26 protein-coding genes are annotated in these 25839 nt (G+C 69.0%); 13 read left to right on the top strand and 13 right to left on the bottom strand.

The genetic code is table 11. From position 1 onward, the window contains the following. Positions 1–29 precede the first annotated feature (29 nt). From LBN7_RS00280 to LBN7_RS00270, 3 genes are read right to left on the bottom strand one after another with little or no spacing between them, the layout of a single operon-like run. Positions 30–1109: a GNAT family N-acetyltransferase gene (locus LBN7_RS00280; RefSeq protein WP_407360633.1), complete on the bottom strand. Its 1080-nt coding sequence runs from the start codon at positions 1107–1109 to the stop codon at positions 30–32. Beyond that, entirely contained in the window at positions 1106–2194 is a 1089-nt protein-coding gene (locus LBN7_RS00275; RefSeq protein ID WP_407360632.1) for a GNAT family N-acetyltransferase, read from the bottom strand. The genes LBN7_RS00280 and LBN7_RS00275 overlap by 4 nt, the downstream gene beginning before the upstream one ends. Positions 2195–2208: 14 nt before the next feature. Next, complete coding sequence (locus tag LBN7_RS00270; protein ID WP_116635086.1) at positions 2209–2490, bottom strand: hypothetical protein; 282 nt, start codon at positions 2488–2490, stop codon at positions 2209–2211. A gap of 530 nt (positions 2491–3020) precedes the next feature. On the opposite strand from LBN7_RS00270, the gene smc reads away from it, so the two are divergent. Continuing rightward, the gene (gene smc, locus LBN7_RS00265) at positions 3021–6563 is read left to right on the top strand and encodes a chromosome segregation protein SMC (protein ID WP_407360631.1); all 3543 of its coding nucleotides are present in this window, start codon (positions 3021–3023) and stop codon (positions 6561–6563) included. A gap of 99 nt (positions 6564–6662) precedes the next feature. On the opposite strand, the gene LBN7_RS00260 is transcribed toward smc, so the two are convergent. Further along, on the bottom strand, positions 6663–7337 hold the full coding sequence (locus LBN7_RS00260; RefSeq protein ID WP_407360630.1) for a hypothetical protein: 675 nt from the start codon (positions 7335–7337) through the stop codon (positions 6663–6665). A gap of 28 nt (positions 7338–7365) precedes the next feature. Here LBN7_RS00260 and ftsY point away from each other — a divergent pair, with 28 nt between their 5' ends. Together ftsY and LBN7_RS00250 are read left to right on the top strand one after the other, a co-directional pair. Next, a complete protein-coding gene (gene ftsY, locus LBN7_RS00255) occupies positions 7366–8238 on the top strand; it encodes a signal recognition particle-docking protein FtsY (RefSeq protein ID WP_116635083.1) in 873 nt (290 codons plus the stop codon). 44 nt (positions 8239–8282) lie between these two features. After that, on the top strand, positions 8283–8783 hold the full coding sequence (locus LBN7_RS00250) for a DUF2004 domain-containing protein (RefSeq protein WP_116635082.1): 501 nt from the start codon (positions 8283–8285) through the stop codon (positions 8781–8783). 27 nt (positions 8784–8810) lie between these two features. Here LBN7_RS00250 and lipA read toward each other — a convergent pair whose 3' ends face one another. Both lipA and lipB read right to left on the bottom strand, forming a co-directional pair. Continuing rightward, positions 8811–9800 carry a lipoyl synthase gene (gene lipA / locus LBN7_RS00245; protein WP_116635081.1) on the bottom strand — a complete coding sequence of 330 codons (990 nt, stop codon included), beginning with the start codon at positions 9798–9800 and terminating at the stop codon, positions 8811–8813. After that, positions 9797–10450 carry a lipoyl(octanoyl) transferase LipB gene (gene lipB / locus LBN7_RS00240; RefSeq protein WP_407360629.1) on the bottom strand — a complete coding sequence of 218 codons (654 nt, stop codon included), beginning with the start codon at positions 10448–10450 and terminating at the stop codon, positions 9797–9799. Before lipB ends, lipA begins: the two co-directional genes overlap by 4 nt. A 97-nt stretch (positions 10451–10547) precedes the next feature. On the opposite strand from lipB, the gene LBN7_RS00235 reads away from it, so the two are divergent. Together LBN7_RS00235 and ffh are read left to right on the top strand one after the other, a co-directional pair. Then, positions 10548–11135 (top strand): TetR/AcrR family transcriptional regulator, encoded by a 588-nt coding sequence (locus tag LBN7_RS00235; protein WP_341945491.1) that lies wholly within the window; start codon positions 10548–10550, stop codon positions 11133–11135. Positions 11136–11205: 70 nt separating this feature from the next. Continuing rightward, positions 11206–12768: a signal recognition particle protein gene (ffh, locus tag LBN7_RS00230; protein ID WP_116635079.1), complete on the top strand. Its 1563-nt coding sequence runs from the start codon at positions 11206–11208 to the stop codon at positions 12766–12768. A 7-nt stretch (positions 12769–12775) separates the two neighbouring features. Here the strand turns inward: ffh and LBN7_RS00225 are convergent, their stop codons facing one another. Beyond that, the gene (locus tag LBN7_RS00225) at positions 12776–13690 is read right to left on the bottom strand and encodes an EamA family transporter (protein ID WP_341945490.1); all 915 of its coding nucleotides are present in this window, start codon (positions 13688–13690) and stop codon (positions 12776–12778) included. Positions 13691–13768: 78 nt separating this feature from the next. Here LBN7_RS00225 and LBN7_RS00220 point away from each other — a divergent pair, with 78 nt between their 5' ends. Next, entirely contained in the window at positions 13769–14695 is a 927-nt protein-coding gene (locus LBN7_RS00220; RefSeq protein WP_407360628.1) for a LysR family transcriptional regulator, read from the top strand. A 6-nt stretch (positions 14696–14701) separates the two neighbouring features. On the opposite strand, the gene glpK is transcribed toward LBN7_RS00220, so the two are convergent. From glpK to LBN7_RS00205, 3 genes are all read right to left on the bottom strand, one after another. Continuing rightward, positions 14702–16216, bottom strand: coding sequence for a glycerol kinase GlpK (gene glpK, locus LBN7_RS00215; RefSeq protein ID WP_116635076.1), 1515 nt, complete (start codon positions 16214–16216; stop codon positions 14702–14704). Between the two features lie 40 nt (positions 16217–16256). After that, positions 16257–17012 (bottom strand): MIP/aquaporin family protein, encoded by a 756-nt coding sequence (locus tag LBN7_RS00210; RefSeq protein ID WP_116635075.1) that lies wholly within the window; start codon positions 17010–17012, stop codon positions 16257–16259. A 92-nt stretch (positions 17013–17104) separates the two neighbouring features. Beyond that, positions 17105–18814, bottom strand: coding sequence for an FAD-dependent oxidoreductase (locus LBN7_RS00205; RefSeq protein ID WP_407360627.1), 1710 nt, complete (start codon positions 18812–18814; stop codon positions 17105–17107). Between the two features lie 102 nt (positions 18815–18916). On the opposite strand from LBN7_RS00205, the gene LBN7_RS00200 reads away from it, so the two are divergent. After that, positions 18917–19888 carry a sugar-binding transcriptional regulator gene (locus LBN7_RS00200; RefSeq protein ID WP_116635073.1) on the top strand — a complete coding sequence of 324 codons (972 nt, stop codon included), beginning with the start codon at positions 18917–18919 and terminating at the stop codon, positions 19886–19888. 3 nt (positions 19889–19891) lie between these two features. On the opposite strand, the gene LBN7_RS00195 is transcribed toward LBN7_RS00200, so the two are convergent. Next, positions 19892–21043, bottom strand: a complete 1152-nt coding sequence (locus LBN7_RS00195; RefSeq protein WP_341945486.1) for a glutamate--cysteine ligase — start codon at positions 21041–21043, stop codon at positions 19892–19894. A gap of 206 nt (positions 21044–21249) precedes the next feature. On the opposite strand from LBN7_RS00195, the gene rpsP reads away from it, so the two are divergent. The 4 genes from rpsP to trmD are packed head-to-tail and all read left to right on the top strand — an operon-like array spanning position 21250 to position 23258. Then, a complete protein-coding gene (gene rpsP, locus LBN7_RS00190; protein WP_116635072.1) occupies positions 21250–21690 on the top strand; it encodes a 30S ribosomal protein S16 in 441 nt (146 codons plus the stop codon). A 6-nt stretch (positions 21691–21696) separates the two neighbouring features. Further along, positions 21697–21927: an RNA-binding protein gene (locus LBN7_RS00185; protein ID WP_017830729.1), complete on the top strand. Its 231-nt coding sequence runs from the start codon at positions 21697–21699 to the stop codon at positions 21925–21927. A 1-nt stretch (position 21928) separates the two neighbouring features. Beyond that, complete coding sequence (gene rimM, locus LBN7_RS00180) at positions 21929–22519, top strand: ribosome maturation factor RimM (RefSeq protein WP_116635071.1); 591 nt, start codon at positions 21929–21931, stop codon at positions 22517–22519. 19 nt (positions 22520–22538) lie between these two features. Beyond that, the gene (gene trmD, locus LBN7_RS00175) at positions 22539–23258 is read left to right on the top strand and encodes a tRNA (guanosine(37)-N1)-methyltransferase TrmD (protein ID WP_407360626.1); all 720 of its coding nucleotides are present in this window, start codon (positions 22539–22541) and stop codon (positions 23256–23258) included. A gap of 18 nt (positions 23259–23276) precedes the next feature. Here trmD and LBN7_RS00170 read toward each other — a convergent pair whose 3' ends face one another. Next, positions 23277–23870 carry a histidine phosphatase family protein gene (locus LBN7_RS00170; protein ID WP_243408878.1) on the bottom strand — a complete coding sequence of 198 codons (594 nt, stop codon included), beginning with the start codon at positions 23868–23870 and terminating at the stop codon, positions 23277–23279. A gap of 42 nt (positions 23871–23912) precedes the next feature. Next, on the bottom strand, positions 23913–24695 hold the full coding sequence (map, locus tag LBN7_RS00165) for a type I methionyl aminopeptidase (protein WP_341945483.1): 783 nt from the start codon (positions 24693–24695) through the stop codon (positions 23913–23915). A gap of 109 nt (positions 24696–24804) precedes the next feature. Between map and LBN7_RS00160 the strand changes: the two genes are divergently transcribed. Both LBN7_RS00160 and rplS read left to right on the top strand, forming a co-directional pair. After that, positions 24805–25293 (top strand): MFS transporter permease, encoded by a 489-nt coding sequence (locus tag LBN7_RS00160; protein WP_116635068.1) that lies wholly within the window; start codon positions 24805–24807, stop codon positions 25291–25293. A gap of 168 nt (positions 25294–25461) precedes the next feature. Further along, positions 25462–25809 carry a 50S ribosomal protein L19 gene (gene rplS, locus LBN7_RS00155; protein WP_116635067.1) on the top strand — a complete coding sequence of 116 codons (348 nt, stop codon included), beginning with the start codon at positions 25462–25464 and terminating at the stop codon, positions 25807–25809. Positions 25810–25839 lie beyond the last annotated feature (30 nt).

The raw sequence follows: 25839 nt of genomic DNA, 5'->3' as shown, positions 1-25839 counted from the left end.
CGGAGAATGAGATCGGGTCCGCAACCGGCTCAGATCCTCTTCTGCCACGCTCCCGCGTACGACACCGGCACGAAGCCGATCGCCTCGTTGATGCTCAGCATCGGCCGGTTCTCCTCGGCGTTGAACGTGGAGACGACCGGCGATGACGGCATCTGCTCCCGCCAGCGGATCAGGTTCGCGCACTTGACGATCATCCCGAGCCGGTGGCCACGATGCTCGCGCGAAACCAGCGTCCCGAACTGGTGCGTGACGCCTCCGCGATCGGCGCCGATCAGCAGCTCGTTGTACGCGACGAGCTCCCCGGTCGGCACGTGCTGGACCGCCGCCACGGACATCGTCTGCCCTGCGCCGGTGAACTGGGCCTCGCGACGGATCACCCGATCCGCGTCCCACGCCTCGGCGACGAAGTCCATCTCACCGCTCGGCGCATCCGTCGACAGGCGCGCGAGGACGGCGGCGAAGCCGTCGCGGAGCTCGGGCGGCGTCGGCAGCATCCATTCGACGAGCCGATAGTCGGCGCCGGCGAAGGACTGCGCGTCCGCGAGTGCCCGGCGCAGCGGCTCCGGGTCCTGGCGCAGGTCGAACTCGCTGTTGCGCTCCACCTGCTCGAGCGTGAAGCCGCGCTCCTCGAGCAGATCGCTGAGCGGGATCGCGGGCACCCGGCCCCAGCCGGTGCGTGGAACCAGCATGCGCTCGGCCTCTTCCGGGCGGTGCAGGGACCAGATCTGCAGGACGCGGCGGCCCTGTGCGCGCGCTTCGTCCTCCGCCCGCGAGAGCAGGGCATCCTCGACGCCGTGTCCCCAGTGCTCCGCCGGGACGAGCAGGTCGATCTCCGCGGCATGCGCCTCGGCCTCCTGCGCGAAGGACACCGTCACCATCCCGAGGATCCGGTCGCCCGAACGCGCGACGAATCCGGTCTGCAGCGCATCGGTGCTGTCGTGCCACGCCGGCAGCATCTGCGCGGCATCCGGAGCGAGATCGGGCAGCCCGACGGCCTCGTCGCAGACGAGCCGGTTGAGCTCGCCGTAGGCCAGGAAGTCCGCGGCATCGGCATCATCGAGCGAGCGCGGAGCGGTGAGCGGAGTGATCGTCATTGCGATCGTGGTCATGTCAGTTCCTTCTTCCAGGCGCCCTCGTAGGCGGTGGGGGCGAAGCCCATGGCCTCGTTGATGGAGAGCATCGGCCGGTTCTCCTCGGCGTTGTAGGTGATCACGCTCGGCGAGCGAGGGGCGATCTCGAGCCATTCGAGCAGCGCGGCGCATTTCACCAGCTGCCCCAGGCGGTGGCCGCGGTGCTCCCGGAGCACGAGCGTGTCCTCCTGATGGGTGACCGCGTCCGCGTCCGGACCGATGGCGAGCTCGGTGAACGCGCTGAGCTCGCCGGATGCGATGTGCTCCGCGGCGGTGACCAGCACCGTTCGGCCCATCTCGGCGATCCGTCGCTCGCCCTCCTGCAGACGATCGACGTCCCACGTCTCCTCATCCGTCTCGATCCCGGCCGAGGGTGCGTCGGTGGACATGCGCGACTTCATCCACGCGTACCCGGCGGCCCGATCGGCGGGCGTCGGAAGAGTCCACTGCACGACGCGGTAGTCGGTGGAGGCCGAGCGCGCCTGATCGAGGAGGTCGCGCGCCCTCTGGATCGTCTCCGGGAAGAGCGTCAGATGGCTCACGCGATAGACCTGCTCGAGGCGGTAGCCGTGGCGGAGGAGGAACCGGGAGACATGATCCTCCGGAACGCTGCCGAAGCCGGTCGGCGCGGAGATGCGCGGGCCGTCGCTCGGCTGCTGCTCGATCCACTCCTGCAACACGGAGCGCCCATGCTCGCGGGCGACGGCCTCCAGGTGGGGAAGCACCGCGCTGCCGATCCCGCGACCCCAGACGTGCGGTCGAAGCTCGATCGAGACGATCGCGACACGCGAGCCTTCCTCGTGGGGGATGTTCACGACGGCGCGTCCGACGATCTCCTCGCCGATGCGCACGGCCCACACGAAAGTGGAGCGCTCCTTCCGGGACCGCAGGATCGGCAGCAGCGCCTCGGGCGTGAGGTCGTCCTCGGATCGGCCGGTGATCTCGCGGTAGACGAGGTTGCGGACGCGGGCGAGCTCGCGGAACTCGCCCGCGTCCGCTGCGTCCGCTCGTGCCGGGAGCACGAGCGGACGCAGGGTCGCGGCTGCGGTGAGAGGGATGTCCATGTGGCGAACTCCGATCAGCGCATGCTGCGCTGCAGGTCGTAGGCCAGCAGCGCGTAGGTCTCCGCGGCGGAGCGCTCGCGCTCCCCGAGGATCAGTGAATCAGCGGGCGGGAGGTGCAGCTTCCGGCGTTCGCGCCGGGGACGCTGCGCCCTCTGGAGCAGCCAGAGGCCGATCCGAAGGGAGAGACGATCCGCGAGCGCGAGGCGGCGCAGTTCGTCGGGGCGGGGGATCTGGAGGACCTGCCGGTCCTCGGTATCGGGCGGGTGGGTGATGCCGCGGTGCAGCGTCGTATTCACGATGATTCCTTCGAGATGAATGGTGGATGGGTGTGCGGATTCGTCGTCGAGAGGCCGCGATGGCGGTCGGGGACGGCGAGGAAGGATGCGACGCCTCGGGGTCGCGAGAAGCGGACGCCGAGAGTGGCGGGAGATCCGTGATCTGCGAGCAGATCAGAGGGTGGGGCGCGGGTGAACCGGCGAGAAGGGAGCCCGGTACGGGCCGGAGTTCTCGAGCTGTGGTTCTATGCGAACGCGCTGAAGCGGACGCCGGCGGTCACCGAGTACGCAGGGCGCGGCGCAGAGTGCGCGGGCGCGGCGAGGCCTGTGGCCTGTGCGTTGAGCTGAATGAACATCATCGGTAACCTCCTTTCGTGTGGCGATCCGGAGGACACGGTAGCGAAGGATCGCCGAGGTCGTCAAGCACATCCGCCGTCTCCCGGCGTGTCGCCGCCGGCGCGGGTTCATCGCCCGCCCGCGCGGGATGACGGCCGATCGGCGCGATTCCGGTAGCGTAGCGGCGTGATTCTCCCCGGACGAGCGGTGCCCGCATGCATCTGAAGAGCCTGACGCTCAAGGGGTTCAAGTCGTTCGCCCAGCCGACCAGTTTCGTGTTCGAGCCGGGCGTCACCTGCATCGTCGGCCCGAACGGATCGGGCAAGTCGAACGTCGTCGACGCGCTCGCCTGGGTCATGGGGGAGCAGGGCGCCAAGACGCTCCGCGGCGGCAAGATGGAGGACGTCATCTTCGCCGGTACTTCGACTCGAGGACCCCTCGGACGGGCGGAGGTCCAGCTCACGATCGACAACGCCGACGGCGCGCTCCCCATCGAGTACGCCGAGGTGACGATCAGCCGGACCCTCTTCCGCAACGGCTCGAGCGAGTACGCGATCAACGGGGAGAGCTGCCGGCTGCTCGATGTGCAGGAGCTGCTGAGCGACTCGGGTCTCGGACGCGAGATGCACGTCATCGTCGGACAGGGGCGCCTCGACACCGTCCTGCAGGCGTCGCCCGAGGATCGTCGTGGCTTCATCGAGGAGGCCGCCGGCATCCTGAAGCACCGTCGCCGCAAGGAGAAGACCCTCCGCAAGCTCGACGCCATGGAGGCGAACCTCACGCGCCTCAGCGATCTGGCGGGCGAGATCCGGCGTCAGCTCAAGCCCCTGGGCCGGCAGGCGGAGATCGCTCGCGAGGCGCAGACCATCGCGGCGGTGGTCCGCGACGCGAAGGCACGCATCTTCGCGGATGACGTCGTCGCGCTGCGCACGGCGCTGGCCGACCACACGCGCACTGAGCACGAGCGCCACACGGAGCGTCTGGTGCTGTCCGACCAGGCCGAGACCGTGCGCGCGAGCATCGCCCGCCTCGAGCAGGACCAGAACTCCGTCGCGGTCGATCAGGCGCGGAGTGTGGCTTTCGGGCTCGAGCAGGTCCAGGAGCGGATGCGCGGTCTCTACACGCTCGCGAACCAGCGCCTCGCGTTGCTGGGCTCCGAGGAGGACGATGCGGCCGTCACGGCGGTGACGGTGACGCAGAGCACGATCGACGAGGCGCGCGAGGAGATCGATCTGATCTCCGCCGGACTCGGCGATGCGCAGGACGCGGCTGCAGCGGCGAGCCGGGAGGTTGTGCACGCCCGCGCCGAGCTGGACACACTCGACGTCGACATCGCGGAGCAGAGCGCTCTCGTCTCGGAGTACGACATGCGGCTCTCGACGCTGCGCGGTACCGCGGATGCGGCGGCGTCGGCGCTGGCGGCCGTGCGAGGCGCGGTGCTGCGGCAGGAGAACGCGCTGGAGGCCGCGAACGTCCGACGTCGCGAGGCGACGGAGGCGCTCGAGGCGATCGATGATGCCGAGGCTCCCGAGGGGACCGCCGTCGAGCATGCTGCCGCGTACGACAGCGCGCAGCGGGCCTCCTCGACGGCCGAGGCCGAGCGAGAGGCACTGCGGGAGCGGCTCCACGCCGCCGAGCGCGAGGTCGACTCGCTGACGGCGAAGGCGGCGGCGCTGAGCAGCGCGCTCGCGCTGTCCGGTGGCGCGGCGGAGATCGTCAAAGCCGGCGGAGCCGGCGTGCGCGGACTCGTCGGCGACGCGGTGCAGGTGCGTTCCGGCTTCGAAGCGGCCATCGCGGCCGTCCTCGGTCCGCTCGCAGAAGGCGTGTTGATCGACTCGTCAGCCGAGGCCTTCGCGGCGGCCGCGGAGGCCGCCGAGCAGCGTCGCGGCGTCGTGGACTTCGTCGTGGCCGACGCCCTGCGTCCGATCGTCGATCTGCCCGCGATCGACGGGATCACGCCGGCGACCGAGACCGTCACCGCTCCCGACGGGGTGCTGGGCATCCTGTCGCACGTGCTCATCGCCGCCGATCTCGATGCAGCGCGAGCAGCGCGCGCAGCCCTGGACACCGCCGGCGACGTCACGACTACCATCGTCACGCTCGGTGGCGACGTGGTCACCGCGCAGACCCTGCGGACCGGATCGGGAGGCGAGAGGTCTCGCCTGGAGCTCGCGGCCGAGCGCGATGCGGCGAAGGAGCGGCTCTCCGAGATCCAGATCGTCGTCGATTCTCTGCGGGAAGCGCGGGAAGACGCGAACGAAGCCGTCGAGACGACCCGTCGTCAGGCGAAGGATGCGCTGCGGGCCCTTCGCGAGCACGACGCCGCCCTGGCAAGCCACGCGGAGCAGGTGAACCGGATCACGGTGCGGCATGAATCGGCCGTGGCGGAGTGCGAGCGGCTCGAGTCCGGGCTCGCCCAGGCGCAGGCGGCCGTCGCCGATGCCGAGGCGAAGGCGCAGGCCGCCAAGGACGAAGTGGACGCGGCGATCGCCGCGCCGCGTCCGGTCCTCGACGCGACGGCACGCGACGGCCTGCTCGAAGCACTCGAGGCTGCTCGGGAGGACGAGGTCCGTGCCCGACTGGAGATCGAGACGCTCCGCGAGCGGGTGCGCGCCGCGCAGGCACGGGTGACGAGCCTCGAGCGCCAGCGCGAACAGGAGCGCGACGCCGCCGCAGAGGCGGCACGCAGAGCGGTCATCCGTCGCACGCAGCGCGAGGCGGCATCCGGTGTCGCCGAGGAGCTGCCCCGCATCCTCGACTCGCTCGATCGATCCGTCACCGAAGCGCGTATCGCGCTCGGCGAGGCGGAGTCCGCGCGCTCGGCTCAGAACGAGGAGCTCGTAGCGCTGCGCGCGCAGGAGACGTCCTTGCGGGAGCGGCTGGCCGGACTCACGGAGAGCGTGCACGGGCTCGAGCTCCAGATCCACGAGAAGAAGCTGCACCTCAACAGCCTGCTCGAGCGTGTGTCGTCGGAACTCGCCCTCGACGAAGATATTCTCATTGCGGAATATGGACCGGATCAGCTGGTTCCTCGCGATCCCGGCGTCGCGCCCGCCGACGGTGAGCTCATCGACGACACGGCCATCCCCTTCGATCGACGTATCCAGCAGCGCCGTCTCGGTGAGGCCGAACGCAAGCTCGCGCAGCTCGGGCGCGTCAACCCGCTCGCTCTCGAGGAGTTCGCCGCGCTGGAGCAGCGGCATGCCTTCCTCACCGAGCAGCTGGCCGATCTCACACAGACGCGCCAGGACCTGCTGACGATCATCGGCGACCTCGACGAGCGCATGCAGACGATCTTCGCGAGCGCCTTCGAAGACACGAAGGAAGCCTTCGGCCAGGTGTTCCCGCTGCTGTTCCCCGGTGGATCAGGAAGCATCAGCCTCACCGATCCGGACAACATGCTGACCACGGGCATCGAGGTCTCGGTGCGTCCGGTCGGCAAGAAGATCGAGAGGCTGTCTCTGCTCTCCGGCGGCGAGCGCTCTCTCGCGGCCGTCGCTCTGCTCGTCGCGATCTTCAAGGCGCGCCCGAGTCCGTTCTACATCCTCGACGAGGTCGAGGCCGCCCTCGACGACGCCAATCTCGGACGCCTCCTGACGGTCTTCGAACAGCTGCGCGAGAGCTCGCAGCTGCTGGTCATCACCCACCAGAAGCGCACGATGGAGATCGCGGACGCCCTGTACGGCGTGTCGATGCGCCAGGACGGCGTGTCCGCGGTGGTCGGACAGCGCGTCGGCGACCGCGCGGCCGCGAGCTGATCCGCTCCGCCGCGAGCACCGCTTCGGAGAACGCGCGGCGACACGCCGCGGAAGCCCCGGGCGCCGCCGGAGCGGCGGACGTGAACTCCGAAGTCGTGCTCAGGATGCGAGTGCGGCCACGAAATCGTCCACGACGTGCACGAAGCCGCCGGAGTCGTGTGGGCGATGCTCGTGGCCGGGCAGCACGAGATGAGTGGCTCCGCGATCGGCGAGGACCTGCGCGATCGCTTCGTACTCGTCGTTCCAGCCCCCCGTCACCACCAGGCTCGGTGTGCCGTCGAGCATCCGCTCCCGCACGCCGTGCCCCCAGGGCAGGTTGATGGTCGCCCACCGCTCGGCGAGCGGCGACTCCTCCCGCCAGCGCGCGGAGTCGAAGGGCCCGCCGAACATCAGCGGGCGCAGGATCGCCCAGAAGCCGCGGAGATCGCCGCTGGATGCCAGGGCGCGCGCCTCCGTGACGATCGCGATGTGGCGTTCGATCGCCGCGTCACCCCGTGCGATGTCGTAGAGGGCGGGTTCGATCAGCACGAGACCGGCCAGATCGACGTGCTGCGCTGCGAGCACCGCCGGCACGGCGCCGATCGAATGCGCGAACACGAGAGATCTGCGACCGCCGACGTCGTCGAGCAGCGCGGCCACCTGATCGTCGATCTTCGTGTCGGGCGCGAACGCCAAGAATCTCGCGGCGGAGTCACGCACGTGCGGCCAGGCGTCGGCACCTCGGCGGCCGCTGCCGTGGACGTACAGACGATGCAGGTCCGGCGCGCGTTCCATCCCCGGATGCTACCCGTAGGCTGGACTCATGGCGGAGAAGTCCTGGTCTCTCGGTCGCGCACTGCGCGGCATGTTCGTCAAGCCCACCATCGACGAGACGACCTGGGAGGACCTCGAGACCGCGCTCATCACCGCGGACTTCGGACCCGACATCAGCGAGCGCGTCGTCGAGGAGCTCCGCGAGAAGGTGGACCGCTTCCGCACGACCGATCCGCAGGATCTGCAGCGGATGCTGCGCGAGACGCTGGAAGAGCACTTCGCGAAGTTCGACACCACGCTGAAGCTCACCGAGCGCCCTGCCGTCGTTCTGGTGGTCGGGGTCAACGGCGTGGGGAAGACGACCACGATCGGCAAGTTCACGAAGTTCCTCCGCGGATACCAGCGCAGCGTCGTGGTCGGGGCGGCCGACACCTTCCGTGCCGCAGCGGTCGATCAGCTCGCCACCTGGGCGCAGCGCGGGGGAGCGGCGATCGTGCGCCCGCAGCAGGAGGGACAGGATCCGGCATCCGTCGCCTTCCAGACCATCGACTACGCCAAGCGCGAAGGCATCGAGATCGCGATCATCGACACCGCCGGACGTCTGCACACCAAGGGCGGGCTCATGGATGAGCTCGGCAAGATCCGCCGTGTCATCGAGAAGCAGGCGCCGATCAGCGAGGTGCTGCTCGTCCTCGACGCCACGACGGGGCAGAACGGCGTCATGCAGGCGGAGTCGTTCCTGGAGCATGCCGGCGTCACCGGTCTCGTCCTGACGAAGCTCGACGGCTCGGCGAAGGGCGGATTCGTGCTCGCCGTGCAGGAGCGCACCGGCATCCCCGTGAAGCTGCTCGGGCAGGGCGAGGGCATCGACGATCTGACCGGATTCACCCCCCATGTGTTCGTCCAGTCGCTGGTCGGTTGAGGACGGGGCTACCGCAGTGAGCACGAGGCTGGTTTCATAGCGTTATGGCGATCGAACACGACTACTTCGGACTCCTCTCGTCAGGACCCGACGGCTCGATCTTCTGGTCGGAGACCGTCGAACTCGGCGACCAGAGCGTCACCGTCGATCTCACGGCTCCTGACCAGGACGACGTGTCCGCGGACGCGCTCGACATCGCCGCTGCGCTCATCGCCGGTCTCGAGAATGTGGACGACACGGCTCGTCGCGGAATGCTCTCCGAGGTGGACGATCGCACGAGCGAGGTGACCGAGTACATCCTCCAGCAGCAGGAGACCTACGGCGACGATCTGCCCGACGTGCTCGTGGACGTCTCGGGTGACGCCGCAGTCGACATCATCCGCTCGTTGCGACTGATGAGCATGACGATCCTGGCGGATGAGCACGGCGGTTCCGAGCCGTTCGCCGTCCTCGAGTACGCCCTCGACGACAGTTCGACCGACGACGTCCTGCTCGTGAACCTGGGATCCGACGGCAGCGTACAGTCGGTCATGAGCGCCGACTGAGCGCACTCCCTGTCGCGCGACGCTCGACTACACGGCCTGAGCGAAGCCCAGATCCGCGCTCTCGGCGATGTGGGCGAGGTGCGCGGGGATCTCGCGCCCCTTCGATGCCATCGACTGCGCCCACAGCCGACCCGCGCGGTAGGACGAGCGCACGAGAGGACCGGCGAGCACGCCGAGGAAGCCGATGCGCTCCGCCTCCTCCTTGAACTCGACGAACTCGGCCGGCTTGACCCAGCGGGCGACCGGAAGGTGGCGCGGTGTGGGACGCAGGTACTGCGTGATCGTGATGATGTCGCAGCCGGCGTCGTGCAGATCCTGCAGAGCCTGGACGACCTCCTCCGGCTCTTCGCCCATGCCGAGGATCAGGTTCGACTTGGTGATGAGTCCGGCGTTGCGGCCCTGCGTGAGCACGTCGAGGGACCGCTCGTACTTGAACGCCGGACGGATGCGCTTGAAGATGCGGGGCACCGTCTCGACGTTGTGTGCGAAGACCTCGGGGCGCGCGTCGAAGATCTGACCGAGGAACGCGGGATCGGCGTTGTGCTCGTTCGCGAGCAGCTCGACGCCGGTGTTCGGGTTGAGCTCATGGATCTTCCGGACGGTCTCGGCGTTGAGCCAGGCGCCCGTGTCGGGCAGATCGTCGCGCGCGACGCTCGTCACGGTCGCGTAGCGGAGGTTCATCCGCTGGACGCTCTCGGCGACGCGTCGCGGTTCGTCCGTGTCGTAGGCGTCCGGCTTGCCGGTGTCGATCTGGCAGAAGTCGCAGCGTCGCGTGCACTGGGATCCACCGATGAGGAACGTCGCCTCGCGGTCCTCCCAGCACTCGAAGATGTTCGGGCATCCGGCTTCCTGGCACACCGTGTGGAGGTCCTCGCTCTTCACGAGCGAGTGCAGCGCGGTGTACTCGGGGCCCATCTTCGCCTTGGTCTTGATCCACTCGGGCTTGCGCTCGATGGGGGTCTCGGCGTTGCGGATTTCGAGGCGGAGGAGCTTGCGCCCTTCGGGTGCGGCGGTCATGCGCGTGCTCCTGCGAGGTCGGTTCCGGCGTAGTCGGCGGTGAAGGCGGTGATGACGGACTCGACGATGTCGGCGGGCGCCACGGCCCGCCCGACGACCTCGCTCACCGTGGTGACACCGGCATCCGTGATCCCGCAGGGGATGATCCCGCGGAATCCGGCCAGCGAGTTGTCGCAGTTGATCGCGAAGCCGTGCATCGTCACGCCCTGCTGCACGCGCACGCCGATGGCCGCGACCTTGTCCTCGGAGAGCGGGCGGCGCACCCAGACGCCGCTCCGACCGTCCACCTGGTAGCCGTCGACGCCGAACGGGCGCAGGACGTCGATCAGCAGCCGCTCCAGGCGGCGCACGTGCGCGACGACGTCCATCGGCTCGGGCAGCCGGACGATGGGGTAGCCGACGAGCTGACCCGGCCCGTGCCAGGTGATCTTGCCTCCCCGATCGACGTCGACCACCGGCGTGCCGTCCTGCGGTCGCTCGTGGGGCTCGGTGCGCTTGCCGGCCGTGTACACGGCCTCGTGTTCGAGCAGGATGAGCGTGTCGTGACGGGTGCCGTCGACGACGTCGGCGTGGACGCGACGCTGCAGCTCCCACCCGTCGGTGTACGGAACAGGGTTCGGTGTGAACCCGGGGGTGAGGATGTCGAGCATCGTTGCCACCTTCGTGGGGTAGTTGGATCGCGTCTAACAATACTCCTGATTGCCCGGGCCGGGCTCAGCGCGCCGCACCGGGCGGTAGCGTGAAGGCATGAACTCCACCGGTCGCGCAGGTCGCCCCAAGGCGTCGTCGCGGGAGACGCTCGCCGAAGCGGCGTGCGAGCTCTTCCTCGAGCGCGGCTACGACGCGACATCGGTGGCGGACATCACCCAGCGCGCCGGGGTGAGCCGCTCGAGCTTCTTCAACTACTTCACATCCAAGAGCGACGTTCTGTGGTCCGGTGTGGACGAGCGGATCGGCCAGGCGATCTCCTCCCTCGAGGCGCTGGGCAGAACGGCGGCCGGAGACGCCGTACGCGGCATCCTGCTGCTGGTCGTGCGCGATTTCGAACCCGACCCGCTGGCGCTGGCGCTCCGCAACGCCGCCGCGATGGGGCTGCAGGACGAGCTCGTGCGCGACACGGGTCTTCGTCTCGCCCGGCTCGCCGCCGCCGTGTCCGGTGCCGCGAGCGCGTCGGGCGTCGACGTCGTCCGCGCGGACATCCTCGGCGCGGCGCACGCGGCCGCGGTGCTGTCATCGCTGCGCGTGTGGGCCGAGCACGGAGCGGGTCTGGGAACGCCGGAGGCCGTCCTGCTGGACGCGCTCGGGACGATCCACGATCTTCCGTGGGCGGTCTGATCCCCTCGGGCACGGCGGGCTCCGCCCCGCGCTGAGCGCGGCCGCCCGCTCGCGTAGAATCGACAGCACCATGGCTACCTTTGGCACGCTCTCCGATCGGCTCACCGAGACCTTCCGCAACCTGCGCACGAAGGGGAAGCTCACCGCGGCCGACGTCGACGGCACCGTGCGCGAGATCCGTCGCGCGCTGCTCGACGCCGACGTCGCGCTCGTCGTGGTGAAGGACTTCACCGCGAAGGTGCGTGAGCGCGCCCTCGGCGACGAGGTGAACAAGGCGCTCAACCCGGCGCAGCAGGTCGTGCAGATCGTCAACGAGGAGCTCGTGCAGATCCTCGGCGGCGAGCAGCGGCGTCTGCAGTTCGCGAAGACCGCGCCGACAGTCATCATGCTCGCCGGCCTCCAGGGTTCGGGCAAGACGACGTTCGCGGGCAAGCTCGCCAAGCAGCTCGAAGGCGAAGGGCACACCCCGCTGCTCGTCGCCGCCGACCTGCAGCGCCCCAACGCCGTCAATCAGCTCCAGGTCGTCGCGCAGCAGGCCGGAGCCGCGGTGTACGCCCCGGAGCCGGGCAACGGCGTCGGAGACCCGGTGCGGGTGTCACGGGACGGCGTCGAGCACGCGCGTCGTCAGCAGCACGACGTCGTGATCATCGACACCGCCGGCCGACTCGGCGTCGACGCCGAGCTCATGAAGCAGGCCGCCGACATCCGCAAGGCGGTCAACCCCGACGAGGTCCTCTTCGTCATCGACGCGATGATCGGACAGGACGCGGTCAACACCGCGAAGGCCTTCCAGGAGGGCGTCGACTTCACCGGCGTCGTGCTGTCCAAGCTCGACGGCGACGCCCGCGGTGGTGCTGCGCTGTCCGTGGCCTCGGTCACCGGCCGCCCGATCATCTTCGCCTCGACGGGCGAGCGTCTCGAAGACCTCGAGCCGTTCCACCCCGACCGCATGGCGAGCCGTATCCTCGACCTCGGCGACATCCTCACCCTCATCGAGCAGGCCCAGCAGGCCTTCGATGAGGAAGAGGCCACGAAGATGGCCGAGAAGATCGCGAACGAGGCCTTCACGCTCGAGGACTTCCTCGACCAGCTTCAGCAGATGAAGAAGATGGGCTCGATGAAGAAGATGCTCGGGATGCTCCCGGGCATGGGCCAGATGAAGCAGCAGCTCGAGGACTTCGACGAGCGCGAGATCGACCGCACCGAGGCGATCATCCGCTCGATGACCCCGGGCGAGCGGCGCAACCCGAAGGTGCTCAACGGCTCGCGCCGTCTGCGCATCGCGCGAGGCTCCGGCATGACGGTCACCGACGTCAACCAGCTCGTGCAGCGTTTCGAGCAGGCCGCGAAGATGATGAAGACCGTGGCTCGCGGCGGCACCCCGAACATCCCCGGCATGGGCGCGGTGCCCGGCATGGGTCGTCCCGGAGCTTCGTCGAAGCGCGGGAAGAAGGGCAAGTCGTCCGGGGGCTCGCGGTCCGGGAACCCGGCCAAGCGCGCGGCCGAGAATGCGGGTATCGCCGCGACGTCGGCGCCGACCGGGTCGGGTTTCGGCCTCGGTGGGGGAGCAGCTCAGGCCGCTCCCAGCGAGGCCGACCTCGCCGAGATCCAGAAGCTCTTCGGCAAGGGCTGAGCCCCTCTCAGCGCGGAGCGACCAGTGCCGGCGCCGCCGCCGGCTCGGCGGGCGGTGCGACGATCCTCGCCTGACGGGCGAAGACCTGGCCGAGTACCAGCGCGCCGAGGGTGATGGTGAACCCGAGAGCCTGGATGGGCGTGAAGGCCTCTCCGGCGACGAGCGTTCCCAGGACCGTCGCGACGATGGGGGAGAGCAGCGCGAGCAGGCCGGGAGCGATCACGGGCAGCTGCTGGATGCCGCGGAACCACAGCGTGTACGCGACGATCCCGCCGGCGGTGCCGAGCCACAGGTACCCGAGGACCGCGCCCCCGTCGATCACCGCAGGGACGCCCTCGACGATCAGCGTGACGGGCAGGAGCAGAAGCCCTCCGGCTGTGAGCTGCCACCCTGCGTAGGCGACGGGACCGACACCGCTCGGGCGGCCCCACCGCTTTGTCAGGATCATGCCGACTCCGGTGGCCGAGACGCCGCCCAGCGCTGCGAGGATGCCCCAGAAGTCGAGTTCTGCTGCAGGCCCGAGGACGACGAGCGCCACGCCTCCGGCTCCCGCGACCGCTGCTGCCGCCGTGGTCGGACGGACGCGCTCCTGCAGGACGAGGGCGCCGAGCGCGAGGACGATGAGCGGCTGGGCGCCGGCCACGGCTGCGGCGACGCCTCCGGGGAGCCGCTCCGCCGCGAGGAACAGCAGCGGGAAGAACGCGCCGATGTTGAGCGCTCCGAGTGCGAGGGACTTCCACCACCACGCGCCATGGGGGAGCCGCCGACTGATCAGCACGGCGAGCAGCCCGGCGGGGAGGGAGCGGAGGAGACCGGCGAACAGCGGGTGTCCGGCGGGCAGGAGCTCGGTGGTGACGAGGTAGGTCGTGCCCCACGCGATCGGGGCGAGCGCCGTCAGCAGGAGGATGGTCAGTCGGTTCATGGTTTCAGCCTCCTCGCTCTGCTCGGATGAGTCCAACGCATAGTTGTCACGCAAAGCATGAAGCGAGATCATGGCTGAATGGACCTGCAGCAGCTGCGCTACGTCGTCGAGGTGGCCTCGACATCGAGTTTCACCCGAGCGGCGGAACGGTGCTTCGTCACGCAGTCGGCGCTCAGCCATCAGATCGCCGCGCTCGAGCGCGAGCTCGGTCAGCGTCTGTTCGTGCGTTCGAGCCGCAGCGTCCGCCTGACCGAGGCGGGTGAGGCGTTCGTCCCGCACGCCAGGGCGGCTCTCCTCGCGACGGAGCAGGCCAAGGAGGATGCCGCCGCCTCCGCCGGCGAGATCGTCGGCACGCTTCGGCTCGGCGTCATCCCGACCGTGACGGCCGTGGATGTTCCCTCCCTCCTCGTCGCGTATCGCGCGGCGCACCCGTCGGCGAGGGTCGAACTCCGGGTGGGGAACAGCGATGCGCTCATGGCGGCGATCCGTGCCGGTGAGCTCGACGTCGGGCTCCTGGGGCTCCGGGAAGAGGTTCAGCCGAGCGGCGTGGCCTCGAGGCTCCTCGCCTCCGAGGGTCTCGTGGCCGTCGTCCCCTCCGGGCATGCTCTGGCGGAATCGGCATCCGTCCGGATCAGCGACCTCGCGGACATGACGTTCGCCGACTTCCCGGCCGGCACCTCCGGGCGCGCGCAGAGCGACGCGGCCTTCGACGGGGCGCATGTGGCGCGCGATGTGGCGTTCGAGGCGGACTCGGCCGAGCTCATCCTCGGATTGGTCGCGGCAGGGCTCGCGGTCACTCTGCTGGCGCCCGGGGTGGTCGCCCGATCGAACGCCGACGTGGTCACCGTGGACCTGCGGCACGGTCCCGTCCGGGACGAATACGTCGCCTGGGACAGGACGGGACCGCGCAGCGCCGCCCGCGCCTTCCTCGACGTCCTCGCCGCCGTCGGGTCCGCACAGCAGGAAGCGGGTCCGGAGGAGACCTCCGAACCCGCTTCCGGATGATGCGGACTACTTCACGTCCTCGTCGACCCAATCCATCGACTTCGTGACGGCCTTGCGCCACAGGCGCAGCTGGCGGTCGCGTTCGCCGTCTTCCATCGTCGGCTCCCAGCGCTTGTCCTCCTGCCAGTTGGCGGAGAGGTCGTCCAGACCGTTCCAGAAGCCCACCGCGAGGCCCGCAGCGTAGGCCGCGCCCAGCGCCGTGGTCTCGGCGACGACCGGTCGGACGACCGGAACACCGAGCACATCGGCCTGGAACTGCATGAGCGCGTCGTTCGCGACCATTCCGCCGTCGACCTTGAGCTCGGTGAGGTCGACACCGGCGTCGGCGTTGACCGCATCGAGCACGTCGCGGGTCTGGAACGCCACGGCCTCGAGTGCCGCGCGAGCGATGTGGTTCTTGTTCGCGTACCGGGTGAGACCGACGATCGCGCCGCGAGCGTCCGGGCGCCAATAGGGCGCGAACAGACCGGAGAACGCGGGCACGATGTAGACGCCGCCGTTGTCCTCGACCTGCTCGGCCAGCTTCTCGACCTCGGGGGCCGAGGAGATGATGCCGAGCTGGTCGCGCAGCCACTGGATCAGCGAGCCCGTGACCGCGATCGAGCCCTCGAGCGCGTAGTGCGTCGGGCCGTCGCCGAGCTTGTACCCGACGGTGGTGAGCAGCCCGTTCTTCGAGTGGACGATCTCCTCGCCCGTGTTGAAGATCAGGAAGCAGCCCGTGCCGTAGGTGTTCTTGCTCTCACCGGTGTTGAAGGCCGCCTGTCCGAACGTCGCCGCCTGCTGATCGCCGAGGATGCCGGCGATCGGCGTCTCGCGCAGCAGGGACGAGTCCTCCGCCGCGCCGTAGACCTCGGAGGAGGAGCGGATCTCGGGCATCATCGAGCGCGGCACCCCGAACGCCTCCAGGATGTCGTCGCGCCACTCCAGCGTCTCGAGGTCCATGAACATCGTGCGCGACGCGTTCGTGACGTCGGTCGCGTGCACGCCGCCGTCGACGCCACCGGTGAGGTTCCACAGCACCCAGCTGTCGGTGGTGCCGAAGGCCAGGTCTCCGGCCTCCGCCTTCTCGCGGGCGCCGTCGACGTTCTCCAGGATCCAGGCGATCTTGGTGCCGGAGAAGTACGTCGCCAGCGGGAGGCCGACGATGTCCTTGAAGCGGTCGCCGCCGCCGTCCGCCGCGAGGCGGTCGACGATCTCCTGCGTGCGCGTGTCCTGCCAGACGATCGCGTTGTAGATCGGCTTGCCGGTCTTCCGGTCCCAGACCACCGCGGTCTCGCGCTGGTTGGTGATGCCGATCGCGGCGATGTCGTGACGCGTGAGGTCCGCGCGGCTCAGTGCGAGCCCGATGACCTCCTGGACGTTGCGCCAGATCTCGGCGGCGTCGTGCTCGACCCAGCCGGCCTTCGGCAGGATCTGCTCGTGCTCCTTCTGGCCGGACTCGACGATGCTGCCCTTCTTGTCGAAGATGATGGCACGGCTCGAGGTCGTTCCCTGGTCGATGGCGATGATGTAGTCAGCCACTGTGCTTCTCCTTTGAATAGCTGTGCGGATGCGTCGAGCGTCAGCCGGCGAGGCCGAGCAGCGCGGGTGCGGCGAGGGCGGCGATCACGCCACCGATGAGGGGACCGACGACAGGGACCCACGAGTAGGACCAGTCGCTGGCGCCCTTGCCCTTGATGGGGAGGATCGCGTGGGCGATGCGCGGACCGAGGTCACGTGCCGGGTTGATCGCGTAGCCGGTCGGTCCACCGAGCGAGGCGCCGATAGCGACGACGAGCAGGGCCACCGGAAGCGCCGTGAGCGGGCCGAGGCCGCCGGGCGTGCCGACCTCGATGTCGCCGTAGTCCGCGAACGCGAAGATGACGAACACCAGGACGAACGTGCCGATGATCTCCGTGATGAGGTTCCACCCGTACGAGCGGATCGCGGGGCCGGTCGAGAAGACGCCGAGTTTGTTGGCGGGCTCGGGCTCCTCGTCGAAGTGCTGCTTGTATGCCAGCCACACGAGGATCGCACCGATGATCGCTCCGAGGAGTTCCGCACCGGTGGCGACGAGGAACATCACGAAGGAGATCTTGCCGGCGACCAGAAGGCCGATGCCGACGGCGGGGTTGAGGATCGCACCGGAGTACGCGGAGACGAGCACACCGGCGAAGACGGCGAGGCCCCATCCCCAGTTGACCATCAGGAAGCCGCCGGCGAAGCCCTTGTTCTTCGCGAGAGCGACGTTGGCGACGACACCACAACCCAGGAGGATCAGCATCGCTGTGCCGACGAGCTCCGACAGGAAGTAGAGACCGAGATTCACATCAGCCATGTCTTCATTGACCTTTCTTGAGTGTCAGGGCCCCTCTGCCCCGACACGGTGAGGGAGTTTCGCCGCAAGGAGGGCGACGGTCGGATCTCTCGTCAGCCGCGGGCGCGGGACGAGATGTGGAGTCCATGTCGTTCGTTCAGGAGCACGCGGGTCTGCTCGAGCTCGGCGTCGTGCCGTGCGCGATCCCACCCGAGGAGAGAGGCGAGTGCGTCGGCGATCTCGTCGAGCACGTCGGCATCCGCGTTCCCGATGAAGGCGATGCTCGTGCGACGGAGGATGACGTCCTCCAGGCGGGCGACCATCTCGTGCTCGACCATCCACTCCAGCTCGCGCGTGGAGAGGTCGCCGCCGGCGAGAGGTGCATCCGATCCCTGCTCGACGTACTCCCAGACCTCAGCTGCGCGCGTGCCGTACCGGGCGAGGAGCCGCTCGGCCCTGGCGCCTGCCCCCGGGAGGTTCTCCTGGATCCAGATGCGCTTCGCCTTCTCGGTGCGCGGGAAGTCGCGTCCGCCGCCGATGGCGCGCCCGGCCGTCGAGACGGTGCGGGTGCGGTCGATGAGGCCGAGCACGACGTCGGAGAGCGATTCCCCCAGAGCGCGGAAGGTCGTCCACTTGCCGCCGACGAGGCTGACGAGCGGCACGGAGCCCTTGTCGTCGACCTCGATGCGGTAGTCGCGCGACACGAAGCCGGGCGCGGTGTCCTCGTGACGGGGCAGCGGACGGATGCCGGAGAACTTGTAGACGATCTGCTCCCGCGAGACGGGGATGCTCGGGAACACGTGGTGGACCAGCTCGAAGAAGTAGTCGACCTCCTCGTCGGTGCACACCGCGACCTCGCGCGGGTCCGCGTCGATGTCGGTGGTGCCGACCAGGACCCGCCCCTTGAGCGGGTAGATGAGGACGATGCGTCCGTCGGAGTGCTCGAAGAAGATCTCGCGTCCCTGTGTCGCCTCGAGAAGCTCGGGGTGATCGAGGACGATGTGCGAGCCCTTGGTGCCGCCCATGAAGCGGCTGTCGACGCCGAGGGCGTCGTTGGTCAGGTCGGTCCATGGACCGGAGGCGTTCACGACCACGTCGGCCTTCACGGAGAACTCGGTGCCGCTCTCGCGATCGCGGAGCACGACCCTGTCGCCGTCGCGGGACACGGCCTCGACGTAGTTGAGGGCGTGTGCTCCCGGGTGTGCGGCGAGGCCGTCATGGAGGACGTCGAGCGCGAGCCGCTCCGGGTCGTGCATCGAGGCGTCGTAGTACGTCGCGGTGTACTTGATGTTCGGGTCGAGCGAAGGCAGCTCCGACAGCGCGCGCTTACGGCCGAGGAAGCGGTGGCGCGGCACCATGCCGCCGTCACGCGAGAACGTGTCGTAGATCGTCAGGCCCACCTTGATGAGGAACGCGCCGCGTTCCTGGGGCTTGCCGCTCTTGTGCGTGAGGAAGCGCAGGGGAGCGGAGAGGATGCCGGAGAACGTCGAGTAGATCGGGATCGTCGTCTGGAGCGGCTTGACGTAGTGTGGAGCGATCTTCAGGAGGCCGTTGCGCTCCTGGACGGATTCGCGGACGAGACGGAACTCGCCGTTCTCCAGATACCGGATGCCGCCGTGGATCATGTGGCTCGATGCCGCCGATGCGCCGGAGGCGAAATCGCCGCGTTCGACGAGGAGCACGTCCACACCCTGCAGGGCCAGGTCCCGGAACGTCGAGATGCCGTTGATCCCGCCGCCGATGACGAGGACGCTCGTCGTGCCGGATTCGCGGATGTCGCGGACCTCGGCCCGCTCCGCCGATGAGTGTGTCGAATCGTTCATTCTCGAACTCTCTTCCTTGCTTGCCCCCAGCATCGACCTCTGCGCCCACCGTGCGCAACCCCACTGCACATATGTGCAAGGATCGAGGTCGAGGAGGATGTCATGACCGGTCCCGGAGCGCAATCACGCGACGCGAAGCTGATCGCGGCGCTCACCGCCGCACAGCTCTACTACATGCAGGACAAGACCATGGAGGTCATCGCGCAGGAGCTGCACACGTCGCGATCCTCGGTCTCGCGCCTGCTGAGCTTCGCCAGGGAGAGCGGACTGGTCGACATCCGCATCAACTCCCCGCTGGAGCGCCTCGGCATGCTGGAGCAGCGCATCCGCGACCGGTATCGCGTCGCCGCGCACGTCGTCCCGATGCCGGAGATCGTCAGCGAGGTCGAGCGTCTGGAGCGGGTCGCGCTGACCGCCGGCCGCCTGCTGTCCCAGTTCGTCGACTCCAACATGATCATCGGCGTCGCCTGGGGATCGACGATCAGCGCGGTCAGTCGAGGGCTCACCCAGAAGGAGACGCACAACACGACGTTCGTGCAGCTCAACGGGGCGGGTAACACGCAGACCAGCGGCGTCGAGTACTCCAGCGACATCCTGCAGCGGTTCGGCAGCGCTTTCGGCGCGCAGGTTCAGCAGTTCCCCGTGCCGGCGTTCTTCGACGATCCGGCGACCCGCGAGGCGATGTGGAGGGAGCGGAGCACGCGCCGCGTCCTTGATCTCCAGGCGAAGATGGACATCGCGGTGTTCAGCCTCGGCTCACCCGCTGCCGAGGTGCCCAGCCGCGTGTACGTCGGCGGCTACCTCGGACGCGAGGACTACCGGAGCCTCCGTGAGGACCACGCGATCGGCGACGTGGCCACGGTGTTCTTCCGGGCCGACGGCACGTGGCGGGACATCCGCGTCAACGCGCGGGCGACCGGGCCGGGCCTGGACCGTCTCCGTCGTGTGCCGCGGCGGGTCTGCGTGGTCTCCGGCATCCCGAAGCTCGTCAGTCTGCACGCCGCGATCGCGGCCGAGCTCATCACCGATGTCGTCCTGGACGAGGGGCTCGCGCGCCGGCTCGTGGAGGACTGAGCTCTACGGCTCCTCGATCGACGACTCGGGGCCGGACCGGAACTCGCGGATCAGATGCTGCACCACGGCGCCGAGGTCGCCGCCCGTCGCGTTGGCGATCGTGAGCTGGCGCTCGTAGCTCGCACCGTCTTCCAGGGTGGTCGCGATGCTGCCGAACTCGCGGACGCACCCGAGCTCCACCGCGACCGGAGCCAGTTCCTCCAGCGTCTCGGCGAGGTGCTCGCGCACCGGGCGCTGGGTCCCCGCCGCGTCGACGATCACGCGCGCGTCCATGCCGTACCGGGCGGCGCGCCACTTGTTCTCGCGATGGAACCAGGCCGGCATCTGGGGGAGCGTGCGCCCCTCGTCGAGCTGCCGGGAGAAGTCCTCCACCAGCACCTGCACGAGAGCGGCGACAGAGGCCAGCTCGGGCAGGGTCGACATGCCGTCGCAGGCGCGCACCTCGATGGTTCCCCAGCGCGGTGCAGGGCGGATGTCCCAGCGCACCTCGGTGGCATCGGCCATGACACCGGTGCGCACCATGTCGTCGAGGTACGACTCGTACTGCGACCAGTCCTGCAGAGGCCAGGGGAGGCCCGCTGTCGGCAGCTGCTGGAACACGAGGGCGCGGTTCGATGCGTAGCCGGTGCGCTCGCCCGCCCAGAACGGACTCGAGGCGGCCAGGGCCTGCAGGTGCGGGAGGTACCCGGCCAGCGCGTTGATGATCGGGAACACCTTGCGCTGGTCCTCGACGCCGATGTGCACGTGGATGCCCCAGATCATCATGTTGCGCCCCCACCACTGGGTGCGCTCGATGAGGGTGTGGTACCGCGTCTTGTCCGTCACCTCCTGGTCGAACCACTGCGCGAACGGGTGGCTCCCGGCCGACAGGAGCTCGATGCCCGCGGGGTCGGTCGCCGAGCGGACCGCGGCGATCGCGTTGGCGATGTCGTCCACCGCGTGCGCGACCGAGTCGCCGATGCCGCTGGTGACCTCGATCGTGTTCGTGAGGAGTTCGCCGGTCACGGTGTGCCGCTCGTCGGCGCTCTCCTCCTCCAGTGCGGCGAGCAGTTCGGGAGCGCGCCCGACCAGGTCACCGCTCACGGGGTCCGCGAGCATGATCTCCCATTCGATGCCGACGGTGGATCGGGCAGAAGAGGCGAATTCGAGCTTCACGAGCACAGTCTGACACGCAGTCACCGCGACACGATCAGCGCCGTTTCCCCGCGTTTCGCGCCGGGGGCGGGCATCTGGCAGAATAGAAGGTCGGACGACCTGCTCGACCCTCTATCCAGCAGACGTCCACCCCCTGAGCTTCCGCCGGGTGTGCACCCCACTCTCCAGGCGATCAGTTCCTTCCTTCCACACAATTCAGGAGAATCGTGGCTGTAAAGATTCGTCTCAAGCGCCTGGGCAAGATCCGCGCGCCGTACTACCGCATCGTCGTCGCCGACTCGAAGACCAAGCGCGATGGTCGCGTGATCGAGGAGATCGGCAAGTACCACCCGACCGAGGAGCCCTCCTTCATCGAGGTCGACTCCGACCGGGCGCAGTACTGGCTCTCCGTCGGCGCGCAGCCGACCGAGCAGGTCGCCGCCATCCTCAAGCTCACGGGCGACTGGGGCAAGTTCAAGGGCGACAAGGACGCGAAGTCGACCGTCAAGGTCAAGGAGCCCAAGGCTGCCTTCGAGATCGACGGCTCCAAGAAGTCGGTCGTGAAGCCCAAGGTCGAGAAGAAGGCAGAGGCTCCCGCTGAGGAGGCTCCCGCCGCTCCCGCCGCCGACGCGGAGGCCGCCGAGGCTCCCGCCGCCGACGCAGAGTAATCCGTCGTGCTCGCCGCCGCGCTCGAACACATCGTCAAGGGGATCGTCGATCACCCGGAGGATGTCCGCATCAACGAATCCACATCGCCGCGAGGCGACCTCCTCGAGGTGCGCGTGCACCCCGATGACCGTGGACGCGTGATCGGGCGCGGCGGCCGCACGGCCAAGGCCCTTCGCACCCTCGTCAGCGCTCTGGCCGACGGGCGTCGCGTCCGCGTCGACGTCGCGGACGACTGACGTGGTGCCGAAGGACCGGAACCAGGGCAAGAACCAGCTGCGGGTCGGGCGTCTCGTCAAGGCCCACGGCCTCAAGGGCGCCCTCAAGCTCGAGCTGTACACAGACAATCCGGAGCGACGCTTCGTTCCGGGGGCCGCGTTCACGTTGCAGGTGCCTGAGGCATCTCCGTGGCATGGCAAGGACATCACCGTCCGCGAGTACCGCGTGATGAACGGCAATCCCGTCGTCTTCTTCGAGGACGTCGACGACCGTGACGGTGCCGAGAGCCTGGTCAAGGCGATCCTCTGGATCGATCAGGACGACGACGAGGTCGAGGACGACGCCTGGTTCGATCACCAGCTCGTCGGTCTCGACGTCGTCCGCGACGACGTCGTGGTCGGACGTGTCTCGCGCGTCGAGCACTTCCCGGCTCAGGATCTCCTCATCGTCAAGTCCGGTGAGAGGGAGGTCATGGTCCCGTTCGTCGCGGCGCTCGTGCCGACCGTCGACGTCGCGGGCGGCCGCGTCATCGTCACGCCGCCTCCCGGGCTCTTCGAGGAACTGCCGGATGCCGAGTCGGAAGACGCCGCGGACGCCGACGCGTCCGAGTGAGCGCTGATACGGTTCCCCCGTGCGCATCGACGTCCTCTCGATCTTCCCGTCGTACTTCGACGGGCTGACGCTCTCGCTTCTCGGCAAGGCCAGGGACGCCGGCATCCTCGACCTCCACGTCCGGGACCTGCGCGACTGGACCTCCGACCGCCATCGCACGGTCGACGACACGCCCTACGGCGGTGGTGCCGGCATGGTGATGAAGCCGGAGCCCTGGGGTCTCGCGCTCGACGAACTGGCGGCACCGTCCGCCTCGGCCGATGCCGAGCGCCCGACGATCATCTTCCCCTCTCCTGCGGGCGAGGTCTTCACTCAGTCGACCGCCCGTGAGCTGTCCTCGCGGCAGCACCTGATCTTCGGATGCGGCCGGTACGAGGGCATCGACGAGCGCGTCTTCGAGTACGCCGCCGACCTCGGAGAGGTGCGGCTGATCAGTCTCGGCGACTACGTGCTCAACGGGGGAGAGGTCGCCACGATGGCGATGATCGAGGCCATCGGACGCCTGATCCCCGGGGTCGTCGGAAACCCCGAGAGTCTCGTCGAGGAGAGTCACGAGGACGGTCTTCTCGAGTACCCGTCGTACACGAAGCCCTCGAGCTGGCGCGACCGCGCGGTGCCCGACGTGCTCCTCAGCGGCAACCACGCCGTCATCGCCTCCTGGCGCCGCGACCAGCAGATCGAGCGCACGCGTCGCCGCCGGCCGGATCTGCTGCCCGACGAGGACGGCTCCGAGTCCTGAGCCGTCGGGCCGCGTCGGTCAGAGCATCCGCTCGGAACCGCGCTCGATCTCGAAGATGACGCCCTGCGGATGCCGCAGCCCGAGGGCGGCCGTGGCGTCGAGACCGCGGAGTTCGGCGCGCAGCATCCGCCCGATCATCTCGTGGCTCACCAGCAGCGGGACGCCGTTCGAGGCCCACCCGCAGCTGCTCAGCGCCTTCCTCGCCCTGGCGCGCGCCTGGGCATAACTCTCGCCACCGGGGAAGGCCCAGCCCCAGCGATTGTCGGCGCGCTCCTCTCGCGCTCCGGGGAACTCCTGGTCGATCTCCTCCCACGTCATCCCCGCCAGCTCGCCGTGATGCAGCTCCGCCAGCTCAGGGACCTCGATGAGATCGGCGCCGATGCGCTCGGCGATGATCACGGCTGTCCGCAGCGCTCGACCGAGAGGGCTGCTGCACACCGTCACCACTCCCGAGCCGACGAGGTGCTCGGCCATCGCCGTCGCCTGGGCGATGCCGTCGGCCGTGAGCGGGGAGTCGAGCTGCCCCTGCAGCCGGTGCTCGAGATTCCATGTGGTCTGGCCGTGCCGTGCCAGGAAGAGACGCTCCGGCACGTGACGGTCCTGCGGGATCATGGACTCAGGATGGCACACGCTCCGCGCCGGCGTCCCGCTCCGTCAGTCGACGCCGAGGAACGAGCGGTCGGTGAGGATGATCGGACCGTTCTCGGTGATCGCGATGGTGTGCTCGGAGTGCGCGCCCCGCGAGCCGTCGACGCTCCGCAGCGTCCAGCCGTCGGGATCCGTCACCAGCTCATCGGTCGTCGCGAGGAACCAGGGCTCGAGGGCCAGGACGAGGCCGGAGCGGAGCGGGAAGCCACGGCCCGCGCGGCCGTCGTTCGGGACGTGCGGGTCGCCGTGCATGGTGCGGCCGACCCCGTGGCCGCCGAAGTCGGTGTTGATCGAGTAGCCGTCGCCATGCGCGACCTCGGCGACCGCGGCCGAGATGTCGCCGATGCGGTTGCCCACGACCGACGTCGCGATCGCGGCATCGAGTGCGCGCTCTGTCGTGTCGATGAGCCGCAGGTCCTCTTCGCGAGGTGTGCCGACGATGAACGAGACCGCCGAGTCCGCGACCCAGCCGTCGACGGACACGGCGAAGTCGAGGGTCACGAGATCGCCGTCGCGCAGCGTGTAGTCGTGGGGGAGCCCGTGCAGGACCGCGTCGTTCACCGAGGTGCAGATGACCTTGCCGAAGGGGCTCGCGCCGAAGGAAGGGTGGTAGTCGATGTAGCAGGACTCCGCACCGGCCTTGCGGATCATCTCGTGCGCCCGACGGTCGATGGAGAGCAGGTTCGTGCCCACCTTCGTCTCGTCGCGCAGCGTCGCCAGGGTCTCGGCCACGAAGCGTCCGGCCGCGCGCATCTCGTCGATCTCGGCGGGGGTGCGCAGTTCGATCATCGGGTGTCCTCTCGTCCCTCCCATTCTCCCTGATGCGACGGCCCCGGGTCCTCGCGCGCTCACAGCGAACACCGGGGCGGGCGTCTGATCGGCGCCGTACGATCTGAGCATGTGGTTGCGTCAGGCGTTCTTCCGCTGGCTCGTGCCGGCCGCGTTCCTGCTGCCCCTGTGGCTGCTGATCGGATGGGGCGTCTTCCAGGGCGGCTGGTCCATCCTCTGGGTGCTGCTGATCGCGATGCCGTCGGTGTTCGTGGGTCAGCTCGTGCTCACGCTGCTCACGCGCTCCCGGCCCTCGGTGCGGATCGAGCGCGCCGTCTCCTGGTGGGACGTCGCCGGATTCGCGCTCTGGCACGGGCTGACGATCGCCGTGGGATTCTTCATCGACGGCGCGTTCGGATGGCTGCTGGCCGCCGCGATCGTCGTCGGGATCGGCCTCGTCTGGCTGCAGCTGTGGCAGCTGTGGAACGAGGCCAAGGGGAGCGGTGCGCGGCTGCGCGAGACGATCTCCTGGTCGACGATCCCCGCGTCCGACGAGCAGGCCCCGCCGACGCGGGCGCACGAGGTCATCGTGGTCAGGGAGACCGACAGCCGCGACTGACGCGTCGTTTTGGCGGCGGACTGCATCCGTGGCAGAATGGTTCTTTGTGCCGTGTCCGGCTCTGCCTCAGGGGAGCCCGCGGACGCGTCAGCGCCGTACGGCACATCCCTTTCTTGTTCCTTCTGAAATCATGCATCCGACCTGTGGCGAGTGCAGAGAGAGACGATCATGCAGATCCTCGACGCCGTCGACGCGGCTTCACTCCGTTCCGACATCCCCGTCTTCCACCCCGGTGACAACGTGAAGGTCCACGTGAACATCACCGAGGGCAACCGTTCTCGTATCCAGGTCTTCCAGGGCGTCGTCATCGGCCGCCAGGGCGACGGCGTGCGCGAGACCTTCACGGTCCGCAAGATCAGCTTCCAGGTGGGCGTCGAGCGCACCTTCCCGGTGCACTCCCCGGTGATCGACCACATCGAGGTCGTCACCCGCGGTGACGTGCGTCGCGCGAAGCTCTACTACCTCCGCCAGCTCCGTGGCAAGAAGGCGAAGATCAAGGAGAAGCGCGACCGCTGAGTCGCAGCAACTCCACAGCACCCCGGGACA

The organism is Microbacterium sp. LBN7, from assembly GCF_045690345.1.
Lineage (GTDB): Bacteria > Actinomycetota > Actinomycetes > Actinomycetales > Microbacteriaceae > Microbacterium.
The sequence above is the reverse complement of the archived record's forward strand: the minus strand, read 5'-3'. Positions and strand labels throughout refer to the sequence as shown.